General features: G+C 40.1%; 25 protein-coding genes. 9 read left to right on the top strand and 16 right to left on the bottom strand.

Annotation, left to right across the window (positions count from 1 at the left end):
- Nucleotides 1–10: 10 nt before the first annotated feature.
- The 3 genes from ABH008_RS05150 to tusD form a co-directional block, all read right to left on the bottom strand.
- A complete protein-coding gene (locus tag ABH008_RS05150) occupies nt 11–595 on the bottom strand; it encodes a PilZ domain-containing protein (RefSeq protein ID WP_347988784.1) in 585 nt (194 codons plus the stop codon).
- A 67-nt stretch (nt 596–662) separates the two neighbouring features.
- Nucleotides 663–1,019 carry a sulfurtransferase complex subunit TusC gene (gene tusC / locus ABH008_RS05145; protein WP_347988783.1) on the bottom strand — a complete coding sequence of 119 codons (357 nt, stop codon included), beginning with the start codon at nt 1,017–1,019 and terminating at the stop codon, nt 663–665.
- 6 nt (nt 1,020–1,025) lie between these two features.
- Nucleotides 1,026–1,415 (bottom strand): sulfurtransferase complex subunit TusD, encoded by a 390-nt coding sequence (tusD, locus tag ABH008_RS05140; RefSeq protein WP_347988782.1) that lies wholly within the window; start codon nt 1,413–1,415, stop codon nt 1,026–1,028.
- A gap of 130 nt (nt 1,416–1,545) precedes the next feature.
- Between tusD and ABH008_RS05135 the strand changes: the two genes are divergently transcribed.
- Nucleotides 1,546–3,000, top strand: coding sequence for a M48 family metalloprotease (locus ABH008_RS05135; protein WP_347988781.1), 1,455 nt, complete (start codon nt 1,546–1,548; stop codon nt 2,998–3,000).
- A 3-nt stretch (nt 3,001–3,003) separates the two neighbouring features.
- Here ABH008_RS05135 and gloB read toward each other — a convergent pair whose 3' ends face one another.
- Nucleotides 3,004–3,774, bottom strand: a complete 771-nt coding sequence (gene gloB / locus ABH008_RS05130; RefSeq protein ID WP_347988780.1) for a hydroxyacylglutathione hydrolase — start codon at nt 3,772–3,774, stop codon at nt 3,004–3,006.
- Nucleotides 3,775–4,206: 432 nt separating this feature from the next.
- Between gloB and ABH008_RS05125 the strand changes: the two genes are divergently transcribed.
- The 5 genes from ABH008_RS05125 (at nt 4,207) to ABH008_RS05105 (ending at nt 7,766) form a co-directional block, all read left to right on the top strand.
- The gene (locus tag ABH008_RS05125) at nt 4,207–5,406 is read left to right on the top strand and encodes an HDOD domain-containing protein (protein WP_347988779.1); all 1,200 of its coding nucleotides are present in this window, start codon (nt 4,207–4,209) and stop codon (nt 5,404–5,406) included.
- An 11-nt stretch (nt 5,407–5,417) separates the two neighbouring features.
- A complete protein-coding gene (locus ABH008_RS05120) occupies nt 5,418–5,831 on the top strand; it encodes a rhodanese-like domain-containing protein (protein ID WP_347988778.1) in 414 nt (137 codons plus the stop codon).
- Nucleotides 5,832–5,852: 21 nt separating this feature from the next.
- Entirely contained in the window at nt 5,853–6,476 is a 624-nt protein-coding gene (gene hflD, locus ABH008_RS05115) for a high frequency lysogenization protein HflD (protein ID WP_347988777.1), read from the top strand.
- 3 nt (nt 6,477–6,479) lie between these two features.
- Nucleotides 6,480–7,295 carry a bifunctional DNA-formamidopyrimidine glycosylase/DNA-(apurinic or apyrimidinic site) lyase gene (gene mutM, locus ABH008_RS05110; protein ID WP_347988776.1) on the top strand — a complete coding sequence of 272 codons (816 nt, stop codon included), beginning with the start codon at nt 6,480–6,482 and terminating at the stop codon, nt 7,293–7,295.
- A 120-nt stretch (nt 7,296–7,415) separates the two neighbouring features.
- The gene (locus ABH008_RS05105) at nt 7,416–7,766 is read left to right on the top strand and encodes a DUF6164 family protein (protein WP_347988775.1); all 351 of its coding nucleotides are present in this window, start codon (nt 7,416–7,418) and stop codon (nt 7,764–7,766) included.
- An 80-nt stretch (nt 7,767–7,846) separates the two neighbouring features.
- Here ABH008_RS05105 and ABH008_RS05100 read toward each other — a convergent pair whose 3' ends face one another.
- The 12 genes from ABH008_RS05100 to ABH008_RS05045 form a co-directional block, all read right to left on the bottom strand.
- A complete protein-coding gene (locus ABH008_RS05100) occupies nt 7,847–8,080 on the bottom strand; it encodes a TIGR02647 family protein (protein WP_347988774.1) in 234 nt (77 codons plus the stop codon).
- Nucleotides 8,081–8,113: 33 nt separating this feature from the next.
- Nucleotides 8,114–8,911 carry a DUF3530 family protein gene (locus ABH008_RS05095; protein ID WP_347988773.1) on the bottom strand — a complete coding sequence of 266 codons (798 nt, stop codon included), beginning with the start codon at nt 8,909–8,911 and terminating at the stop codon, nt 8,114–8,116.
- A gap of 29 nt (nt 8,912–8,940) precedes the next feature.
- On the bottom strand, nt 8,941–10,023 hold the full coding sequence (locus tag ABH008_RS05090) for an AI-2E family transporter (protein WP_347988772.1): 1,083 nt from the start codon (nt 10,021–10,023) through the stop codon (nt 8,941–8,943).
- Complete coding sequence (locus tag ABH008_RS05085; RefSeq protein ID WP_347988771.1) at nt 10,024–10,665, bottom strand: DedA family protein; 642 nt, start codon at nt 10,663–10,665, stop codon at nt 10,024–10,026.
- A gap of 59 nt (nt 10,666–10,724) precedes the next feature.
- Complete coding sequence (locus tag ABH008_RS05080; RefSeq protein ID WP_347988770.1) at nt 10,725–11,051, bottom strand: cold shock domain-containing protein; 327 nt, start codon at nt 11,049–11,051, stop codon at nt 10,725–10,727.
- 315 nt (nt 11,052–11,366) lie between these two features.
- Nucleotides 11,367–11,726 carry a hypothetical protein gene (locus tag ABH008_RS05075; RefSeq protein WP_347988769.1) on the bottom strand — a complete coding sequence of 120 codons (360 nt, stop codon included), beginning with the start codon at nt 11,724–11,726 and terminating at the stop codon, nt 11,367–11,369.
- A 113-nt stretch (nt 11,727–11,839) separates the two neighbouring features.
- Nucleotides 11,840–12,247 (bottom strand): ketosteroid isomerase-related protein, encoded by a 408-nt coding sequence (locus tag ABH008_RS05070; protein WP_347988768.1) that lies wholly within the window; start codon nt 12,245–12,247, stop codon nt 11,840–11,842.
- 62 nt (nt 12,248–12,309) lie between these two features.
- Nucleotides 12,310–12,846: a cob(I)yrinic acid a,c-diamide adenosyltransferase gene (cobO, locus tag ABH008_RS05065; protein ID WP_347988767.1), complete on the bottom strand. Its 537-nt coding sequence runs from the start codon at nt 12,844–12,846 to the stop codon at nt 12,310–12,312.
- Between the two features lie 238 nt (nt 12,847–13,084).
- Nucleotides 13,085–14,383 (bottom strand): tetratricopeptide repeat protein, encoded by a 1,299-nt coding sequence (locus ABH008_RS05060; RefSeq protein WP_347988766.1) that lies wholly within the window; start codon nt 14,381–14,383, stop codon nt 13,085–13,087.
- Between the two features lie 139 nt (nt 14,384–14,522).
- Nucleotides 14,523–14,807 carry a SemiSWEET transporter gene (locus tag ABH008_RS05055; protein ID WP_347988765.1) on the bottom strand — a complete coding sequence of 95 codons (285 nt, stop codon included), beginning with the start codon at nt 14,805–14,807 and terminating at the stop codon, nt 14,523–14,525.
- A gap of 10 nt (nt 14,808–14,817) precedes the next feature.
- Nucleotides 14,818–15,012, bottom strand: coding sequence for a hypothetical protein (locus ABH008_RS05050; RefSeq protein ID WP_347988764.1), 195 nt, complete (start codon nt 15,010–15,012; stop codon nt 14,818–14,820).
- Nucleotides 15,012–17,327 (bottom strand): DNA translocase FtsK 4TM domain-containing protein, encoded by a 2,316-nt coding sequence (locus ABH008_RS05045; protein ID WP_347988763.1) that lies wholly within the window; start codon nt 17,325–17,327, stop codon nt 15,012–15,014. Before ABH008_RS05045 ends, ABH008_RS05050 begins: the two co-directional genes overlap by 1 nt.
- Before the next feature lie 185 nt (nt 17,328–17,512).
- Between ABH008_RS05045 and trxB the strand changes: the two genes are divergently transcribed.
- From trxB to ABH008_RS05030, 3 genes are all read left to right on the top strand, one after another.
- Nucleotides 17,513–18,463 (top strand): thioredoxin-disulfide reductase, encoded by a 951-nt coding sequence (gene trxB, locus ABH008_RS05040; protein ID WP_347988762.1) that lies wholly within the window; start codon nt 17,513–17,515, stop codon nt 18,461–18,463.
- A gap of 181 nt (nt 18,464–18,644) precedes the next feature.
- The gene (gene aat / locus ABH008_RS05035) at nt 18,645–19,337 is read left to right on the top strand and encodes a leucyl/phenylalanyl-tRNA--protein transferase (RefSeq protein WP_347988761.1); all 693 of its coding nucleotides are present in this window, start codon (nt 18,645–18,647) and stop codon (nt 19,335–19,337) included.
- The gene (locus ABH008_RS05030; protein WP_347988760.1) at nt 19,337–20,038 is read left to right on the top strand and encodes an arginyltransferase; all 702 of its coding nucleotides are present in this window, start codon (nt 19,337–19,339) and stop codon (nt 20,036–20,038) included. Before aat ends, ABH008_RS05030 begins: the two co-directional genes overlap by 1 nt.
- Nucleotides 20,039–20,059: the final 21 nt, after the last annotated feature.

The raw sequence follows: 20,059 nt of genomic DNA, 5'->3' as shown, positions 1-20,059 counted from the left end.
ACTCCCTGGTTTATTGATCGTACTTATCGCGTAATTGTTGTAGTTGTTTTTTCACCACATGCTTTATTAACAATTCCCGATCATCTTCTTGTAAATTAATATATTCCACACATATTGCAAACGGCTGTGAAGGGTTTTCCTGCACAATATTTTTGCACTGAACGACACGGGCAAAAGCCACTATTACTGCCATACAGGAAGTAAGTAACATTCTCAACTCAAGCAATTGACCCGGTTTAATTTCCGTTTCGTTACTAAAGGCTAAACCGGTAGCACTGAGCACAACCTCACGGGTATCGTGCTCAAAAAACTGCTGACTCTGTACACTGATAGCTTGAGCAAGCAGATTAATTTTAGTGTCCATAATCTTCAAATATTCAGCAATCTCTGAATCACGTCTTTCCAATCGTGTAAATAATGCACGAGAATCCTGAGTCAATACATCTAGCGCTGTATTCAGCGTACAATTACTCAATACATCATTACTAACATGACTTAGTTTATCTAAAACATGTTCATCAATAAGTTTATGGTGCAGATTGATGGTGTCATTTACCCGAAAGTAGCGTCTTTTCTCTTCAATTTCATCCGCCATGCAGACCTGTCCTCATTAATAATTAGATAAATAGTCTAACTGATTCCTGTGTAATGCTGTATGCGTGTTAATCAGTCAGCAATACATCATACTGCTGCAAAAACGCGCTAGTTTCTCTACGTTGAATTAGCTGAACAGGCAAAATCAAATCCGTCACTTGCAAACCTCTGGCCTGCAAGGATTCAATTTCAACATAAATTTGTTTGACATCATAAATTTCCAGAGCCGAAAATACGGCATTCGTATCTCTTAAACCTAAAGATTTTGCATTCTGGAGTGCGTTTAATTGAACTACTCCGTCATCAACAAACAGTAAACTAACTGATTGATCAAATGCAGCTGTCGTTAATATCATATCCAGTGTTTCCTGAACATGAATACCGATATTGGGCAAATGTCGCATTATAAACAAAAACTTTTTCATATCCAGCTAGGCGAAGACAATGGTACGGTCTGCTAATAAAGTAGATTCCAGCCACTGCCCTAATCCTGCAATTCGAAATCCAGGAGCGACATCAACATCCAGTTTACCCTGCAGCTTAGCCTCATCAGAACACAGCAACCCACGCCGCTGAGCAGCAGAAATACAAACCACTAAATCTATATGCTGTGCCTCTGCCAATGAGCTCCACATCCGGTTCAAATTTATTTCATCATCGGGTGGAGAAGCATAGCGCATTGCATGGTAAATACCATCTTTATAGAAAAATACTCGCACAATTTCATGTTGAGCTTCGAGTGCCGCCAAAATAAAATAGTATGCATCAAGCCCACTATTTGCGGCGTAAGGGCTGACATTAATTTGTACTGCAAATTTCATAAATTAAGATGAATAATTTAGTTTTTGAAAATATACTAGCAGTATTTTAATTCCACTATATCAAAATCTGTCAATGCTTTATGCTACTTGGATCACTGAACTATAATCGTACGCGACTGTCTATGTCACAATGAAAATTAAAAGCCTAGCACTGAGTATTGCACTAATATTGGTATCCACATCCAAACAGGCTGTGGAAATCGAAAAAATTCAGCTACCGGATATGGGTGATTCATCAGGCGCTATTATATCGCCCGCACAGGAAAAAGAACTGGGGGAGTCATTTTTCCGAGGCCTACATTCTGAAACAACCATTAATCAGGATATGGAAATCCAGCAATTCATTCAAACAATTGGCCAGCAATTAGTCGCCCATAGCTATGCACCTGCAAATCCTTTTCATTTTTTTGTGGTGATGGATCCTAATATCAACGCTTTTGCCGGACCAGGTGGCTATATTGGGGTTAACTCTGGATTAATATTGTTAACGGAATCTGAAAGTGAACTTGCATCGGTAATGGCACATGAGATAGCTCACGTAACCCAACGACATCTCTATCGCTCCATAGAGCAATCAGAACGCATGTCTATCCCCACTATTGCAGCAACGCTTGCATCTGCCTTATTAGCCATTAAAGCACCAAGTGCTGGCATGGCTGGCTTGATGGCAGTACAAGCCGGAAATGTGCAGTTTCAAATCAACTTTACCCGTGATCATGAAAAGGAAGCGGACCGGGTAGGAATGAACACACTTTTCGACTCGAATTTTGATCCGCGTAGCATGCCGATTTTTTTTGAACGCTTGCAACAAGCCACTCGTTTTTACGGCAGTGGAGTACCCGAGTTTTTACGTACCCACCCTATGTCTGAAAACAGGGTGGCAGATACGCGAGGACGTGCTGAAACCTACCCCTATCGACAATACCCTGACTCAATAGGTTATGCACTCACCAAAGCCAAACTAGCGGTTATTGCAGAAACAGACAAAAAAGTCGCGCTTCAACATTTTGCCGTATTGGAACTACAGGGTACAGTTGAACAACGAGCCGTAGCACACTATGGCATTGGATTGGCCTACCTTGACATGCAACAATTTGAAGCAGCATCCTCAGTATTCTCAAAATTGACCGAACAATACCCTACCCAACCACAATATATTTCTGCACTGGCCCGCACTGAAGTAGAGAGCCATAACTTTGACAAAGCTAATCAGTTATTTGCAAAAGCAATCAATACTTTCCCTAGCAACGATGCCATTAAAATTGACTATATCCGTAGCTTGTTAAAAAGCTCACATCCGCAACAAGCATTAATCATATTGGATACCCTGTCGGGTACAGAAAAACGGCAGCCAATTTACTTTGAACTGTTGGCACAAACCTATGCTGATTTACACCAACCCGGTGAATCGCATCGTTATCTGGCTGAATATTATTATGCCAGCGGCGCAACCGAAGACGCTATCATGCAAATCCGGTTGGCTCGAGATGAAAAAGATCTGAATTATCAATTATTGGCTATTCTGAACGAGCGTTTAAGCTTTTTCCAGGCTGAACAAGAAGATCGAAAGGCAAAACGCAAATAACGCTCAGCGAAATTGATCTTTACTCCGTCTGATGTGAGAAAATATGGATACAGGATCAATGACATCCTCGATTCCCAGCGCCTTACGTATGGATAAACTGTGTTCTCTTAGAAAAGGATTGGTTGCCAATTCCTGACCAATAGTAGAAGGCAATGTAGATAGACTTAGCCTGCGTAACCTATCCACTTCCATTACTCGCCGTTGCAAGTCAGGATTATCTGCTTCCAGAAGTAAGGCAAACCGAGCATTAGCTTGCGTATATTCATGGGCACAATAAATACTGGTTGCCAAGGGCAAAGTTTTCAGAGCTTGTAGTGATTGCCACATCTGTTTAGCACTTCCTTCAAACAAACGCCCACAACCTAGCGAAAACAATGTATCTCCACAAAATAAGGTTTGGCTATCGGCACTATAATAAACAATATGTCCCAGAGTATGCCCGGGAGTCGCGATCACCTGCCAGCTTAGCTCACCTAGCCACACTTGATCTCCATCACTAACCGCTATATCTATGTCTGGGATTCGGTGACTATCAGCACTTGCCGCAACCACTTTACAAGCTGTCAATTGCTTTAAACGTTGATTGCCACCAATATGATCTGGGTGATGATGGGTATTAAAAATATAATCTAATGTCCAACTATTTTTTTGCAGTATCTCCATGACTGGCTCAGAATCAGCAGGATCGACCACCGCTGTTTGCCCTGACTTATCTTCATGCAGTAAATAGATATAATTGTCACTACGAGCAGGGATTTGGATAATATCTAACATGAATATAATAAGCCGTTGTCAATACTAAGCACAGTTTACCCTTCCTGCCTAATAACACCAACCCTATGCAACTAGCCGGGAGGGTTTCACTAAATTCCGCTTCTTACCAATACCGCCAACCATTATGCAAAAAATTTTTGCATAATGGCTACTTTATCGCTAATCACATCCGAAAAAAACCAATGATTTAAGCGTAATAGTAGTTTTGCAGCCCTAAATGCGTACCTAACGATGTTAATGGTAATGTTTGTGACACCATGTTTTTTCTTAAATCAAATAAGGTTAAACATTGAATAAGAGAACCAATATAGAGTGACAATCGACGACAAAGCGTCGAACATGATATAAAGAACCTATATGTCAGGTATACTGGTTTAACATTTGGCATCTAGTTTTCTTTCATAATTCTATGCTTACTGATTCATAATCTTAATGACAGATTTTTTAATTGGCCGACAGCAAATTTTAGATAGCAACCTTAATACGTTTGCCTATGAAATTCTGTTTAGGGGTAAAAACTTTGATTTGACTGACAACGTAGATGCAACTAATGCTACCAACCAAGTAGTCACCGATACTATTCTGGAAATCGGATTAAATGAAATCGTCGGTACTCATAAGGCGTTTATCAATTTTACGGGCCAGAATATCCTGGATAAAACGCCACTTCTTTTGCCCAAAGACCGTATAGTTATTGAAGTTCTTGAGTCAGTTCACGTTGATGCTGTTATGATTAACAGTCTAAAGGAGCTTTCCAAGGCTGGTTATACCATAGCCCTGGATGATTTTGTTTTAACTGACGAATGGAGGCCATTACTCGATTTCGCCAATATTATAAAGCTAGATATTATCACTACATCTTTACCAGAAACCCAACTACTAATCGAAGAATTAAAACCCTACAACGTTACACTATTAGCCGAAAAAATCGAAACTCATCAGGAATTCGAAATTTTACGCCACTGGGGTTGTCGCTTATTTCAAGGCTTTTTTTTTAGTCGGCCTAATATCGTAGAAGGTAAACGTCTTAGTATCAATCAATCTTCAGCCATTCATTTACTCTCAGTAGTTAACAAAGCTGACATTCGTTTTGAAGAAATAAGCAATTGTATAGCGCAAGATGCAGGTTTAAGTTATAAATTACTCCATTACATTAATTCTGCTTTTTTTTCATTACCCATTGAGATTGAATCCATTCAGCAAGCTATTACCTTTCTGGGATTGCTGGAAATGAAACGCTGGATCAATATACTTGCCTTATCCTCACTGTCAAACAAACCCCATGCAATACTGCAAATTGCCATGATTCGTGCCAAAATGTGCGAACTAATGGCAGAACAGCTAAATGAGGACCCTAATCGTTATTTTCTAATCGGCATGTTGTCATGTCTCGACATTATTTTAGATATGCCGCTCGAAAAAGTGCTGATACAACTCCCTTTGCCCAAAGAAATTGCAGAAGCCATTTTGCATAAAACGGGTAAAGCAGGTGAAACTTTACAATACACCATCAACTATGAACGCTGGGAATTATCGTCAAACCAATTCAGAACTATCAAACCTCAAATCATTGCAAGCATATACATTGATAGTATCAATTGGGCAAATGATGTACTGAATAACTTAAATTAAAGGTGATTAACATGACGCTACTATCCAAACTTTTTATACTACTAGCTTTTTTTTCAAGCGGGCTGTATGCTGCTGAATTAAAAGAAGTATCTAACAAACAACTACTGACTATGCAGCAAAGTCAAAATGCGTTAGTCATCGATATTCGTACCGAGGCTGAATGGCAGGCAACTGGCATTATTCCTAAAAGCGAAAAATTACAAGCTTACGACAAACAAGGAAACTTTGATACGACAAACTGGCTGACAAATTTACAAAAATTAAAATCTTCATCCGATCAACCCATCATTTTAGTGTGCCGCTCCGGCCACAGAAGTAGTAAAGTGGGGGAGTTTTTAACCAAACAGGGCATAAATAATGTTTATCATCTAAATAATGGTATACAGTCCTGGATAAAATCCGGTTTCCCTGTAAGTACCGACTAATCGGCCACCAATTTACATTCTATGTCTTTAAAAAATATTACCAATCAAACTATTGCTCTGGCTGGCGTTTCCCAAACCTGTCGCTTAGTGCACCAGCTGGCCATTACGGGTTGTGCAGATTCTGCCGCCTTAGAATCAAGCTTATCAAGTTTATTAAAAATTGATGCCGACAGTGTAGCCGATGTTTATGGAGGCTTAACTGGCATAAAATACGGTTTAGAACAGCTGGTTATGCAAATGAGCAGTAAGGTTTTTAACAATCCAGAACAAACTCGCTACGCAGCACAATTGGTTTTTTTACAAAATCAATTAACTAAACGTAGTGATTTAATTCAAACTATTGAAATTGGAATTACAAAAGCTCAAGCTCAAGCAGAGCAATATGGTGTTTTGCACGTAAATGTTCAAGCTAATTTTGCTGATCTTTACCATAATACCATCAGCACTCTCCAACCTCGGATTATGGTGGTCGGTGATCAAAATTATCTATGCTCACAAAATACGGTTAACAAAATACGGGCGTTGTTACTAGCTGGTATTCGTGCCGTTTTATTATGGCGTCAATGCGGAGGCAGTCGCTGGAAACTGCTATTTTTCCGAAAAAAAATCCAGGAAGAAGCCCGATTTTTATTGACCCAAATTTGAGTTATGCCAGAGTTACCCGAGGTTGAAACCTGCCGCGCAGGCATTGCACCACACATTGAAGGTAAAATCTTTAAAACGGTTATTATTCGTCAACCACAATTACGCTGGCCCATTCCCGCAGATTTGGTAACGCTACTACCTGGATTAACATTACACAATGTGAAGCGTCGAGCCAAATATTTGATCCTAAGCTGTTCTGAAGGCAGCTTACTATTGCACTTAGGTATGTCGGGCAAACTACGTATCACTACACTTGAACAACCTGTTGATAAACATGATCATATCGATTTTATTTTTACTGACCATACCGTGCTACGTTTAAATGATCAACGTAGGTTTGGCGCAGTATTATGGTCTACAGATTCCATTGATGAGCATCCATTACTGGCAATGCTTGGCCCAGAGCCACTAGCAGAAAAGTTTGATGGTGTTTATTTGCATTCGCGGGCAGGAAACCGCAGTTTACCGATTAAGTCCTTCATAATGGATAGTCATATTGTGGTCGGTGTAGGTAATATTTACGCCAGTGAATCACTATTTTTAGCAGGGATAGCTCCCAATCGACCTGCCGGACAAATCAGTCTTCTAGACTTTCAAGCGTTAGCGAATGCTATAAAATCCGTGTTGCAAATGGCTATTTTAAAAGGAGGAACCACTTTACGTGACTTTACGAATCCTGAAGGCAAGCCTGGCTACTTCCAACAAGCGCTCAATGTCTATGGGCGCACAGGTCAACCCTGCCTACGTTGTACACACCCCATTAGCGTGCTAAAAATTGGACAACGGAGTAGTTTTTTTTGCCCAATATGTCAAACTTGATAAGCTAATCCTTTACATACTAAAACACTAAAACCACCTGATAGTTCAATCCAGAATACTAAATGCTGTGTTTTCAAGTTTCTTTATATCTGTACTTATAATTTATCATACTCTAAAAATATGGCTATACTGTTTTTCTCTTTACGAGGCGTTCCCGTTGATGAAGCCGAAGATGTTAGGTCTCTACTGATTGATAATTCAATTGAATTTTATGAAACACCTGGCGGAAACTGGGGGGTTTCGATGCCAGCCATTTGGCTGTATCACCAAGAAGATCTGGAAACAATCCAGCCAGTATTCGATGCTTATCAACATCAAAGGACTATACAACAACGAAATTTGTACCACCAATTAAAACAATCGCAACAGCAACGCAGTTTTATAAAAATAATACAAATCATTACCTATAGCAGTATTATGATTTTAACTTTGTACGTCTCATTCAAATGGTTGTTTGAATTAGGATTATAACATCACCCAAATCCGTCTCTGACGGAAGGTGAGTGATATTATAATTTTTTGACAATCGTAATACCTTTTAGGTAACCCTGTTAGGAATTCAGAATTATCAGCATTTTTTGGGCATATTCGGCAACTTCCACACCTAAATCACTGAGATAACCACCATCTTCCTGAGTAACAAAACCCTTATCAAACAATCGCTTAGCAGCAGAAATCATTTGTGGATCGGCATTACCATGTACCTTTACACCTTCCTGATGTGAGGCCAAATTAAAAAGTGATAAAAACTTAATCTCGGCAACTATTTCGTCGCTTAAAAGCATACATTCTTCTCCATATTTATTATTATCGAGCGTTCATTTGTTCTGGAAAGTAGTGCCTAACCAGCTGTATACCCGTTTAACAAGTCGCTCGTGATCTTGTTGATAGGTATGATTTTCATTATCTAACTGTTGCTGCCAAAACATGGGATTATCTTTACCGGCCATCCGGCGCAGCCTTACTGTATCTAATACGGTGGGCAAATCAAACTCCGCATACAAATCAAGAAAAGGTAACGAGATAGTTTTAATAAAAGCCTCTGTTTGTACTTCAGATACAGTGCTAGAGGGCACTGGTAGACTAATAGTAATTAATGCAGCAAAAACACTGGGCTTTTTGCTCACGCTATAAGTGGCCATCAATGCACCCAGTCCGTAACCAACCAGTACAATGTTTTTAGCACCTTGATTGTGTAAATATTCAACAGCACTAGCAACTCTGGCTTCTGCTTCGGGAAACAAGGAATAGTAATCCTCTTCTGTGGCCGATGTTTCTCTAAGAGGCATTTGTAATGCCAAACTGGCCCAGTTATGTCGAGGTAATTGCGTTCTTAGTTCAAATGCTACCGATTTTTGGTCAGGATAAGCGCCCATTTCATGCAGAATGATCACCGCATTGCTATTATCAGTTTTCTCAGCTTCTGTATACAAACCTAAAAAACGCTGACCAGCTGCTTCAAGCCATACAATTTTACCTAGCAACAGTTGCCTTTCAAGCAAAGCCGCATAATCTTGCTCACGTTTGTTATCGCTTGCAAAAACCGGACATACTTGCATTGCCAATAACAGAATAAAGCCAATACAAAAGCTCTCGTATCTGGTTTTTTTTTTCATAGGAAGGCTTGTCAAGCAAATCACACTTTTCACGATTGAGAAATGCTGTAAAACTCACTATCCGTATAGCGTTCGTGGATATGACGCAGCAACACCATCACCACCGAGGCTATTGGCAGAGCTAACAATACGCCTAAAAACCCAAACAATTGGCCTCCCGCTAAAACAGCAAAGATGACAGCTACTGGGTGCAAACCTATTTTATTGCCCACCAGCCAAGGTGTCAGCACCATACTTTCCATAGCGTGTCCAATTGCAAACACTATCAACACTGGCGCTAGTTGCATGGCTTCCTGATATTGCAATAAGGCCGCTATACTGGCAATGACAATTCCAGAGATAACGCCCATATAGGGTACAAAACTGACTAGCCCTGCTAACATGCCTATTAACATTGCCAATTCAAGTCCAGTGAGCCATAAACCCAGACTATATATCAAACCTAATGCCAGCATGACATAAAACTGACCACGCATAAATGCCCCCAGCACATCATCAACTTCAGACGCCAACTTGCTAACCAAGAAGGCAAAACGACGTGGAAACAAGTTATGAATCTGTAACATTAAATCATCCCAATCTCGTAGCAGATAAAAAGTAATGACGGGAATCAACACTAAATTCATTACCCAACCAAGAACAACAACACTGGAATGCGATACCGACATAATCAGATTTTCTGAAATCCCCCCATTTGCCCAATGAGTTCTGATCAAATTAACCAGTTGATCAATCTGCAATGCATGGATATTTCGTCCCAAATATTTCTGTAATACGGGTATAACTGATTTATTTAACCAGGTGAGATAGGAAGGAAGTTTATCAATGAAATCATTTATTTGATATTCAAGGGCAGGAATAACAATAATCAACAAAGTTGCAATTACAAAAATGATCACCAAAAATACCAAGATGACCGCAATGGTTCGGCTCAAGCGCATACCTCGATAGTGCAAGGTTTCCAGCCTATCAACCAAAGGATCCCCCAAATATGCTAAGCCTGCAGAAAAAGCAAAAGGCATTAGTATTGGAGCCAGTTTATACAGTATCCATCCCAGAGCCAATGTAAATGCTAATACCAACCATTTCTGCGAATCGGTCATCTGTAACATTTATTTACTACTCGCAGCTGTGCGACGCGCATTCCAAACTTCAATCGCTATAGGCAAGATCGAAATTACGATAATCGCCAGTATCACCAATTCAAAATTTTTCTTAACGATTTCAATTTGTCCGAAAAAATAGCCCGCAAACACACAAATCATGACCCAAGCGATGCCGCCGATAATGTTATAGCTGATAAATTTTAGATACGGCATACTACCGATACCAGCTACAAATGGGGCGAATGTCCTGACAATAGGTACAAACCTTGCCAATATAATAGCTTTCCCACCATAGGTATCGTAAAACGCTTGGGCTTTATCCAAATGTTGATGATTAACCCAGCTCAGCGTATAGGCATGTTTGCCCAATTTACGTCCTATTAAATAGTTAATGGTATCACCCAATATAGCGGCAGCCATCAACAACCCTAATAATATTAATAAATTTAATTCACCATTTGCGGCAAAAGCACCCGCTGCAAACAACAAAGAATCACCAGGCAAAAAAGGCATGATGACAAAACCCGTTTCGACAAAAACGACCAGAAACAGAATAGAATAGGTAAGAGCCCCATATTCGTTAATAATATTGGCTAAATGCTTATCGATATGTAAAATGATATCTATAAATTGCTTTATTAATTCCATGTTTTTAAGTTCTGGGCTATAAATTTTATATCGAATTTGTATACCTTCTCAGAAACTGACTAACTTTTCTGATATAAATATGCAACAGTGATAGCCACTATTCCCAAAATCAGAATGGTTAGCCACACCCATTTTTTATTTGATCGGGCAATTGTTCCGCCACTACTAACGTATTCAGTTCGTACGTTAATGGCTTTAAGTTTGCCGTCACCGTCTTCTACAACTTCATAATACAGTGCTTCACCACGATTTGGACGACGAGCCAAATCTTTTAAGGAGGAAATATGTACAAAAATATCCTTGTCACCATTATCCGGTTTAATAAAACCAAAGCCTCGATCGTCTTTCCAGGTTTTTAAAACACCTTTGTAGACAGCATTCGCCATTTTTTTCACCTTTTTTCTATTTTATTTTTATTATTTGTGTATGCCTCACTGATATTAAGGGGTGAACCTTAACTAAACGAAGCATATTCAAGGTATTTTATTTCTGAATGCATCTTTAACTGCAAGTAACAGATCGGATGCATCTTAACTTATTAAATATAAGATTGAAGCATACAAACAATACCCTTAATCTAAACCCATATTCTGAGATTATTTGTCTCATCACTATTCCCCAGAAAAGAGCAGGATTAGTTTGTGGTTGCTTACTATAAAGGTTCAGGGGTTCCGGCATAAAATGCAGAAACCCGAGAGAATTTATTTTTTATCTATCAAAATCTGATCATCAATAACCAATTTGGATACCCCACCCAATGACAAAAGCAACGTGCAGGAAGCGGTTTTAAAATTGGAGTCTTTTTCACCAACCCATTCCATAGTTACGTAGGATTTTTTATCCGTATCTGTTTTAGTTGGAAAGTAAACTTGTGTGCCAGTTTTATTTTGAATCAATTTGGGGCATTTTTGATTAGCCATCTCCTGCATGGCAACCAAAGTGCGGATTTGTGAGGCTGATTCTTTTTCTTCGTTTGTTTGCTGTTTGCTGGCTCCAACCATCAGAAAACCCACAACGAAAACACCCACGACAGCAATCATTATCTTTTGTGTTTCACCCATTATGCTCTCCCCTGTTTATAATAATAATTTTAAGCAAATCCGAAGTTTTGCACTTCGGATTCTATGCCAAATAAACGATGTCAGCAACGCAAGAAATTAAATTCGCAATAGGTTTATTGCGGATCTACCTGCTCAATCCAATCACCTAGATTGTAATAATTGGTTACGCGAGCCACTTTTCCGTCACGAATATCGAAAAACGCCCCCGCAGGCAACCGGTATTTCTGACCGTTTGCTTCGGGTAAACCTTCATCCGTATTGAGATATTCCCCCAATACCACAAACTCGGCAGCTGCCCTAGTACCCTCTTCATTCGCCATTACGACAATATTTTCCAATTGTTCACGATAATGATGATTCATTTTTTGCATAAATCGGGCAAATGTATCTTTACCTTGCTCTCTTTCACCTTGATTAATGTCATGCACCACGTCATCACACAGCAAACTCAGAAAAGTGTCCATGTCACCTTGATTAAAGGCTTGATAATAGTTTTCGATCAGTGTTTTGGCTTGTTGCATAATATTTATCTATTTAAGTTTAAAAAACGATGATTTTGCCAGAAGCTAGATTTTATTTCAGCCTAAAATTCTATACCCTGCTCTGCTTTTATATCCTGCTCGTAAGCATGTTTAATTTTATGCATTTCGGTTACAGTATGCGCAACAGCGATCACTTCAGGCGCAGCATTTCTTCCCGTCAACACTAAATGTAACCAGGAAGGTTTTTCATGTTTAATAAAATCGGCGATTTCCTGTCCACTAATCCAGTTATAGTGTGAACAATAGTTAATTTCGTCCAGCACAACCAAATCGAACAAACCAGAGCGTATCTTTTCTTTACAGAGTTCCCATATTTCACGACTGGTCGCAATGTCCTGCTCAGGATTTTTGGTATCCCAGGTAAATCCATCGCCCAAAGCATGCCATTCAATATTTTCGAAATGTGTAGCTGCTTTTTGTTCTCCGGTTTGCCATTGGCCTTTGATAAACTGAATGACACAGACATTCAACCCCCAGCCTGCACTTCTAAAAACCATACCAAAAGCACTGGATGACTTGCCCTTACCATCACCAGTATGCACCAATACCAGACCTTGCCGTCTTTCTCTGCTTTTCATGTTTACCTATCTACGCTTTTACTTTATACCCCTATTGTAACAGGGATAAGTATTAAACCGACTTTAACAAGCTTATCAACGAACAATCCCTTAAAAATGCATGATTACCTACAAGCTTAAGCAACACCGATTCCCGGTCATCAGATAAAAGCAGCTAATAAACTTTAAGTGCTGACCAACCTGGATTTTGCTACAGGGCTTATGGGTAATCAGGTAAGAAATTTAACATTCAGTACATTCATCCCCCAAAGCCAACTAACATCGCCACACCGGGTATAGGCTGACCAAATTCAGTGCGCAATATTGCTTGATTTTCTGCAACGATAACTAAACCATGTACACTAAGAACTTCAGAAAGATAGCAAAGACTATGTGTATAACGACCGACAACGCTTAAATTATAACCCAATGGCTGAGGCGCATTTTCCGAGCTAATCTCGATGGTAAAACAGATAAAACCGTGCGGACGTAATACTTGCCGAATAACTCTAAAAAGCTCAATTAATTCACCAAAATAAATAAGCGTATCGGCCAGTACAACCAAATCAAAACGCTTTTCACAATTTCTTAGGTAGCACACCAACTCGGCTTCCACCAAATCAGTATAAATATTTCTAGCTCTTGCTTGGCCCAACATCCCAGCAGAAATATCGACTCCAATCAAATATCGACTATAGCGGGCCAGTATTGGGGCCATCAAACCAGTGCCACAACCACCATCAAGCACATCTAAAGTTTTTTCTTGAAACGCGCATTCTTTAAGTAAGACAGCAATCATCTCAGGACCTGAGTATGCAAGAGTCGTAACTAGTTTTTCTTCAAAAAAATCAGACATTCCATCAAACACTTCTTTCAAATACGCATCAGGTGTTTTCTCGGGAACATTTTCACCTGTGCATGCCGCTAAATGCAGTTTTGCATAAACATTATCCGGTTCCATATGGAGCCAGGCACGATAACATTCAGCCGCATCAGCAATTAAGCCAAGTCTAAAATACGCTACAGCTAATTGCTTTAAAGGTTTATCTGTTAAAGGTGGCTGAATATAAGCCAAACAAATCAAACGCGAGGATTCAGCATGCTGACCAGTATCGGACAATAAACTGGCTAGATTATTTAACGCAGGAACAAAATTTGGCGTATGGAATAAAGCTTGCCGATAAGCATATTCGGCTTCCTTTATTTGCGTTTGATGGTGTAATACTGATCCTAGATTATTCCAAACATTGGCATCGTCATGACAATACTCTAATGATGATTGGAAAGCTGTAATGGCATTGTCAAAGTCTGCTATCTGTACCAGAATATTACCTAGATCATTGTAGCGCGAAGCCTTGCCAACATCGGAGATAAGTGCTTCCTTAATTAATTCAACACCCTCTGCTGAGAGCCCTTGTTGATGCATAAGCACGCCTAAATAATGCTTAGCCATAACATGTAATGGTTGTTCAGACAGAATTTGTCGATAAATATCTTCAGCTTCGGAAAATTTGCCTGACAAGTGTAATTTAAAAGCAGATTCGAACAATTGGTCCACAAACAAACCTCTGAGTGATGATGATTTACTTGCTGAAACCCAGAACCTGCATTTTAGGTCATAGTTTCGTTTTAATTATTGATGAGAAATCTTTCAGGCTACAATGGTTAATTGAACTAAGCAAGTATTCCAGCTAGATTTATTCTTGAGATTTTTGTTTGCTTTGCAAGTTATTATAAATTTTAAAGCACAGTATCAAGGCTGCCAAAATAAAAGTGATGGCATTAGCAATAATAATTGCATTGTTTGACAAATAGATCCCATAGATAAACCATAAAAAAACGCCTAAGGCAAACATACTATACATACCCAAGGACAGCGATTCGGTATCTCTGGTTTTAATGGTCATAATGGCTTGCGGCAAAAAAGAAGCAGTCGTTAAGGTTGCCGCCAGATAACCAATAATTTCAGGTGTAGTTTCCATGTATGTAAAATTAAATGTGTTGTTTTATAAAATACACCAAACCAAAAAGCAATAATTGGGCAAAAGCCAACATCCAAAAGTAGACAACAAACAACATTGCTCTGACTGGTTTTTCAACCGTTTTACCTGCGCTTAAAAACCAAGCACCCATAGTTGATACCAAGGTGATAACCAATAAACCCGCAATTGCCGGAGGAATATTCATCAGCGTGGCGGCGGAGCGAGTACCTCGCGCGAGCCATTACTTTCTGCCGGACTGACCACACCAGAATTTTCCATATCTTCTATAATGCGTGCAGCACGGTTATAACCAATTTTGAAACGTCTTTGCACACTGGAAATTGATGCTTTTCTGGATTCGGTAACAAACTGTACAGCCTCATCATACAAACTGTCACTTTCACTTTCATCGCCATCCAATCCAGCAACTTCGCCACTATCGGTACGTTCCTGTGTAATCTCGTCTAAATAATTGGTAGGCCCGGTTTTTTTCAAAAACTCAACGACCTGATGCACTTCATGATCATCAACAAATGCACCATGGGCACGAATGGGTATGCTGGTACCAGAAGGTAAAAACAACATATCACCATTACCCAACAAAGCTTCAGCACCCCCTTGATCAATAATGGTTCTGGAATCAATACGCGAGGATACCTGAAATGAAATTCGGGTTGGTACGTTGGCTTTGATTAAACCCGTCAAAACATCAACTGATGGTCTTTGCGTAGCTAATACCAAATGAATACCAGCCGCCCTAGCTTTTTGTGCCAATCGCGCTATCAATTCCTCCACTTTTTTGCCAACCACCATCATCATATCGGCCAGCTCATCAATTACAATAACGATACTAGGCAAAGTGTCCAATAAGGGATAATCTTCTGCAGCCACTGGCGTCTGCGGCTTAAATAACGGATCACGCAGAGGTTTACCCGCCGCCTCGGCTTCTTTGACAGCCTGATTGTAACCAGCCAAATTGCGCACACCCACTTTTGACATCAATTTATAACGACGCTCCATCTCTGCGACAGCCCAACGCAAGGCATTCTGTGCATCTTTCATATCGGTAACAACGGGCGTCAATAAATGCGGAATACCTTCATAAACAGATAATTCCAACATTTTAGGATCAATCATAATCATCCGCACATCAGCTGGCTTAGCTTTATATAATAAGCTTAGGATCATCGTGTTGATGGCCACTGATTTACCAGACCCTGTAGTCCCAGCAACCAACGCGTGTGGCATTTTCCCCAAATCGGCCACTACAGGATTTCCAGAAATATCCTTGCCCATAGCGATACTTAATTTTGATTTGGCACGATCAAACTCATCCGAAATAAGTAGATCCCGCAGAGAGACCATTTCTCGTTCCTGATTAGGAATCTCCAGACCTATAACCGATTTACCTTCTATAATTTCAACTATCCTGACACTGGTTACTGATAATCCCCTGGCCAAATCTTTAGACAGCCCACTGATACGACTCACTTTTACACCCGCTGCCGGACGAAGTTCGAAGCGGGTAATAACAGGGCCAGGATAAACACCTTCAACCTCAGCAGCAATACCATAGTCTTGCAATACGCTCTCTACTTGTCTTGAAATTTCTTGCAGTTCAAGTTTTGAATAACGCTTTACTCTTATTTCTCGGGTTTCCAACAAACTTAACGGTGGCAATGCATTTAGATACATGGAAGGAGGTAAATCATCCACTGTTTTGCTATCTTTACGCCGTTGTGGCTTAACCTCTTCCGCAACCGTCTGTGAGATAGGTTTAAGCGTTTCAATTTTGATTTTTTTACCATTTTCTTGTGGTTTATTTTTATCCTCTGTTTCCATTTGATTAGCTGGACGAGATTTCTTTTTTTCAGTTGCCCGTTGTTTTGGTTGATCATCCCTATAACGCTCTTCAGCAGAGATTGCCTGACGACCTAATATCCCAAACAGCGAGATAGCCCATTTACCAACAACATTCATCAACCCTAACCAGGACAAACCAGTTAGTAAAGTAACCCCAATCATGAAAATGGCTAACAACAGCAAGGTTGAACCGGAATTACCTAATAAACGAACTAAAGTCTCACCAATTTCCTGTCCGATAATACCGCCTGGAGTATTGGGTAAATCAACTTTTGTTCTAAGAAAATACAGATGTAGAAAGAAAATAGAGGCACCTGAAATAGTGGTAAATATAAAACCACTCCAACTTACCAGAAAGCGCCAGCGATTATTAGTCAAAGGCTCTGGGTGATATAACATATAACCAGACCAGAAAATCATCAACGGAATCAAATAAGCGGTTAATCCCAGAAAGCTGAGAATGAAATCGGCCAACCATGCACCAAATAAACCACAGGCATTATGTAAGGATTGAAAAGAAGTACTATGACTCCAACCGGGATCTTCGGAATTAAAAGTCAGTAAGGCAATAAAAAAAAATAACGCACAACTGGAAAAACCCAGTAAAGCAATCTCGCGCGGACCACGTGCAGATTTTTCTTCAATAACAGCAACCATATCGATAGACTCAAAAAATAAAGTATCAGAAACATGATTATAGATGATAAATTGGATAAATTACATTAGCGAATATAAATTCAATTGTGGAATAGATCACTTTCCTTAACTGCGAAGCGGTTTTATCGATCCGCAATAGCCCGTATAATTTAACAACCTACACCGCCGATGGAGATATAGCGCAAATGACAACCGCAAAACATTGCAAACTTTTAATTTTAGGTTCTGGACCGGCCGGTTATACAGCGGCTATTTATGCCGCACGAGCAAATCTAAATCCGGTGATAATTACTGGCATGCAGCAAGGTGGACAGTTGACTACAACGACCGAAGTCGATAATTGGCCGGGCGATATTGAGGGCTTGCAAGGACCGGAATTAATGGAAAGAATGCGTTTACATGCTGAACGCTTCGCTACCGAAATAATTTTTGATCATATTCACACTACTGATCTGTCCAAAAGACCGTTCACACTAACAGGTGATGCAGGGGTTTATACCTGCGACGCTTTAATAATTGCTACAGGTGCTTCTGCAAAATATTTAGGCATGGATTCCGAAGAAGCATTTAAAGGTCGCGGAGTTTCTGCCTGTGCTACCTGTGATGGTTTTTTCTACCGTAATAAACCTGTCGCTGTTATTGGTGGCGGCAATACGGCCGTCGAGGAAGCCTTGTATTTAGCCAATATTGCCTCGGAAGTGATTGTTGTTCATCGACGAGACAAGTTTCGCTCTGAGAAAATACTCTCTGATAAATTGATCGAAAAATCCAAATCCGGCAATGTTCGCATCGAATGGAATCATGAACTGGATGAAGTGTTGGGTGATGATATGGGTGTGACGGGCCTGAGAATTAAAAGTTCTCTTGACGGCAGTACCAAAGAAATTGAAGTTCACGGTGTATTTATTGCAATTGGTCACACACCCAATACTGATATTTTTGCTGGCCAATTAGCCATGGACCACGGATATATTATTGTTAATAGTGGCATAAAAGGCAATGCAACCGCAACCAGCGTTCCTGGGGTTTTTGCAGCAGGCGATGTTATGGATTCACAGTATAAACAGGCGATTACATCCGCTGGCGCGGGTTGCATGGCAGCACTGGATGCTGAAAAATTTCTGGATGAACTATAAATTATAATTCTAGCATGGGGTAGACGTGAGAATGTCTACCCCAAAAGGAAATCCTGTTTGTCTGCCTTGGATAACTTTCAATAGGACATTCTCCAAATCGGCCTATACGAAAAGCCATATAAGCTAATTACGCAACGATACTATAAAATATGCTTCCTTTAAACGGAACATTTCCGTCTTTATGTCACTGATAGAACTAGACGCCAACAACCCACAACAAGTATTTCCAACGCCTGCGCAAGCACTTGCAGAACCGAATGGCTTACTGGCTTATGGCGGCTGCTTATCTGAAATTCGCCTGATCAATGCTTATCAGTTAGGCATTTTTCCCTGGTACAATCCTGACGAACCTATCTTATGGTGGTCTCCCAATCCACGTCTAGTCTTGTTTCCAGACAGATTAAAACTATCACGCAGTTTGCAGAAAACCCTGCGCCAAAAACCTTTTCAAATAAAATATGACACTGCTTTTGAGAAGGTGATGCATGGTTGCGCTGCACCCAGAGAGGGTAGCTCCGGCACCTGGATTAACCCAGAAATACTCAACGCCTACCAAAAACTGCACGCTAGCGGAGTTGCACATAGCTTCGAAGCCTGGCAACAGGATGAATTAGTCGGTGGACTTTATGGCGTAGCTATTGGACAAGTATTTTTCGGCGAATCGATGTTCCATACCAAAACGGATGCCTCAAAAGTGGTGTTTGCGCACATGGTAGAACAATTGACAGCCTGGGGGTATCGCTTAATTGATTGTCAAGTTACCAATAAACATTTATTGAGCCTGGGGGCAGAAGAAATACCCCGCTCTCAATTTCAAGATTTTCTAAGCGAATGGTGTAACGCCACACCCAGTGCCAGCGCATGGCAGCGATAATGATCAGCATTCCTTTGTGGTTAAGCGTAGAACATGAATGCAGCTATCTAAGTGCACAAATGGCCCGTTCCCTATTAGTGAGTAGTGATTTTAGTTTAAATACACAATATTATTCAGAGTTAATCGCGCAAGGTTTCAGGCGTAGTGGTGATCAAGTATATCGACCTTATTGCCAAAGTTGCCAAGCTTGCATACCCACCAGACTGGCTGTTAAAGATTTTTTAGCTGATCGCAAACAAATTCGATGTGCCAAAAAAAATGCTGACACACAAGTTGTCATTAAACCGCCCGTATTTGATCCCCTGCATTTTGATTTATACCAACGCTATCAGACCTCTCGGCATCATAATGTAGACAAAGATCCCATTAGTTGTGAAGATTATCTACAATTTTTATCCAGCAGCTGGTGTAAAACCTGGTTTGTTGAGTTTTGGATCAATCAGCAACTAGTAACCGTAGCCGTTGTCGATTTACTGGATAATGCTTTATCCGCAGTTTATACATTTTTCGATCCCGATTACGCTACGTATAGCCCCGGTGTGTTTGCTGTGTTATGGCAAATTCAGCAAGCCAAGCAACTCAATCTTGACTTCGTTTATTTAGGTTTCTGGATAAAAAATTGCCAAAAAATGAGTTACAAAAACCAATATCAGCCCTTATGGGGACTTATCGACCAGCAATGGCAAATTATTTCCGACTAACCTAATATTTTTAAAGAGGAC

Source organism: Methylomonas sp. AM2-LC, assembly GCF_039904985.1.
In the GTDB taxonomy this organism is placed as follows: Bacteria; Pseudomonadota; Gammaproteobacteria; order Methylococcales; family Methylomonadaceae; genus Methylomonas.
This window is presented reverse-complemented; position numbering and strand designations above follow the sequence as displayed.

What these genes read in the sequence shown, in the direction of transcription:
- ABH008_RS05135 (WP_347988781.1), top strand. Translation starts at nt 1,546, where the DNA reads ATGAAAATTAAAAGCCTAGCACTGAGTATTGCACTAATATTGGTATCC.
- ABH008_RS05045 (WP_347988763.1), bottom strand. Translation starts at nt 17,327, where the DNA reads ATGGTTGCTGTTATTGAAGAAAAATCTGCACGTGGTCCGCGCGAGATT.
- ABH008_RS05100 (WP_347988774.1), bottom strand. Translation starts at nt 8,080, where the DNA reads ATGCTTTTAAGCGACGAAATAGTTGCCGAGATTAAGTTTTTATCACTT.
- ABH008_RS05030 (WP_347988760.1), top strand. Translation starts at nt 19,337, where the DNA reads ATGATCAGCATTCCTTTGTGGTTAAGCGTAGAACATGAATGCAGCTAT.
- ABH008_RS05090 (WP_347988772.1), bottom strand. Translation starts at nt 10,023, where the DNA reads ATGTTACAGATGACCGATTCGCAGAAATGGTTGGTATTAGCATTTACA.
- ABH008_RS05080 (WP_347988770.1), bottom strand. Translation starts at nt 11,051, where the DNA reads ATGGCGAATGCTGTCTACAAAGGTGTTTTAAAAACCTGGAAAGACGAT.
- trxB (WP_347988762.1), top strand. Translation starts at nt 17,513, where the DNA reads ATGACAACCGCAAAACATTGCAAACTTTTAATTTTAGGTTCTGGACCG.
- gloB (WP_347988780.1), bottom strand. Translation starts at nt 3,774, where the DNA reads ATGTTAGATATTATCCAAATCCCTGCTCGTAGTGACAATTATATCTAT.
- tusC (WP_347988783.1), bottom strand. Translation starts at nt 1,019, where the DNA reads ATGAAAAAGTTTTTGTTTATAATGCGACATTTGCCCAATATCGGTATT.
- ABH008_RS05095 (WP_347988773.1), bottom strand. Translation starts at nt 8,911, where the DNA reads ATGAAAAAAAAAACCAGATACGAGAGCTTTTGTATTGGCTTTATTCTG.
- ABH008_RS05125 (WP_347988779.1), top strand. Translation starts at nt 4,207, where the DNA reads ATGACAGATTTTTTAATTGGCCGACAGCAAATTTTAGATAGCAACCTT.
- aat (WP_347988761.1), top strand. Translation starts at nt 18,645, where the DNA reads ATGTCACTGATAGAACTAGACGCCAACAACCCACAACAAGTATTTCCA.
- mutM (WP_347988776.1), top strand. Translation starts at nt 6,480, where the DNA reads ATGCCAGAGTTACCCGAGGTTGAAACCTGCCGCGCAGGCATTGCACCA.
- ABH008_RS05070 (WP_347988768.1), bottom strand. Translation starts at nt 12,247, where the DNA reads ATGCAACAAGCCAAAACACTGATCGAAAACTATTATCAAGCCTTTAAT.
- ABH008_RS05105 (WP_347988775.1), top strand. Translation starts at nt 7,416, where the DNA reads ATGGCTATACTGTTTTTCTCTTTACGAGGCGTTCCCGTTGATGAAGCC.
- ABH008_RS05085 (WP_347988771.1), bottom strand. Translation starts at nt 10,665, where the DNA reads ATGGAATTAATAAAGCAATTTATAGATATCATTTTACATATCGATAAG.
- cobO (WP_347988767.1), bottom strand. Translation starts at nt 12,846, where the DNA reads ATGAAAAGCAGAGAAAGACGGCAAGGTCTGGTATTGGTGCATACTGGT.
- hflD (WP_347988777.1), top strand. Translation starts at nt 5,853, where the DNA reads ATGTCTTTAAAAAATATTACCAATCAAACTATTGCTCTGGCTGGCGTT.
- ABH008_RS05055 (WP_347988765.1), bottom strand. Translation starts at nt 14,807, where the DNA reads ATGGAAACTACACCTGAAATTATTGGTTATCTGGCGGCAACCTTAACG.
- ABH008_RS05120 (WP_347988778.1), top strand. Translation starts at nt 5,418, where the DNA reads ATGACGCTACTATCCAAACTTTTTATACTACTAGCTTTTTTTTCAAGC.
- ABH008_RS05150 (WP_347988784.1), bottom strand. Translation starts at nt 595, where the DNA reads ATGGCGGATGAAATTGAAGAGAAAAGACGCTACTTTCGGGTAAATGAC.
- ABH008_RS05050 (WP_347988764.1), bottom strand. Translation starts at nt 15,012, where the DNA reads ATGAATATTCCTCCGGCAATTGCGGGTTTATTGGTTATCACCTTGGTA.
- tusD (WP_347988782.1), bottom strand. Translation starts at nt 1,415, where the DNA reads ATGAAATTTGCAGTACAAATTAATGTCAGCCCTTACGCCGCAAATAGT.
- ABH008_RS05075 (WP_347988769.1), bottom strand. Translation starts at nt 11,726, where the DNA reads ATGGGTGAAACACAAAAGATAATGATTGCTGTCGTGGGTGTTTTCGTT.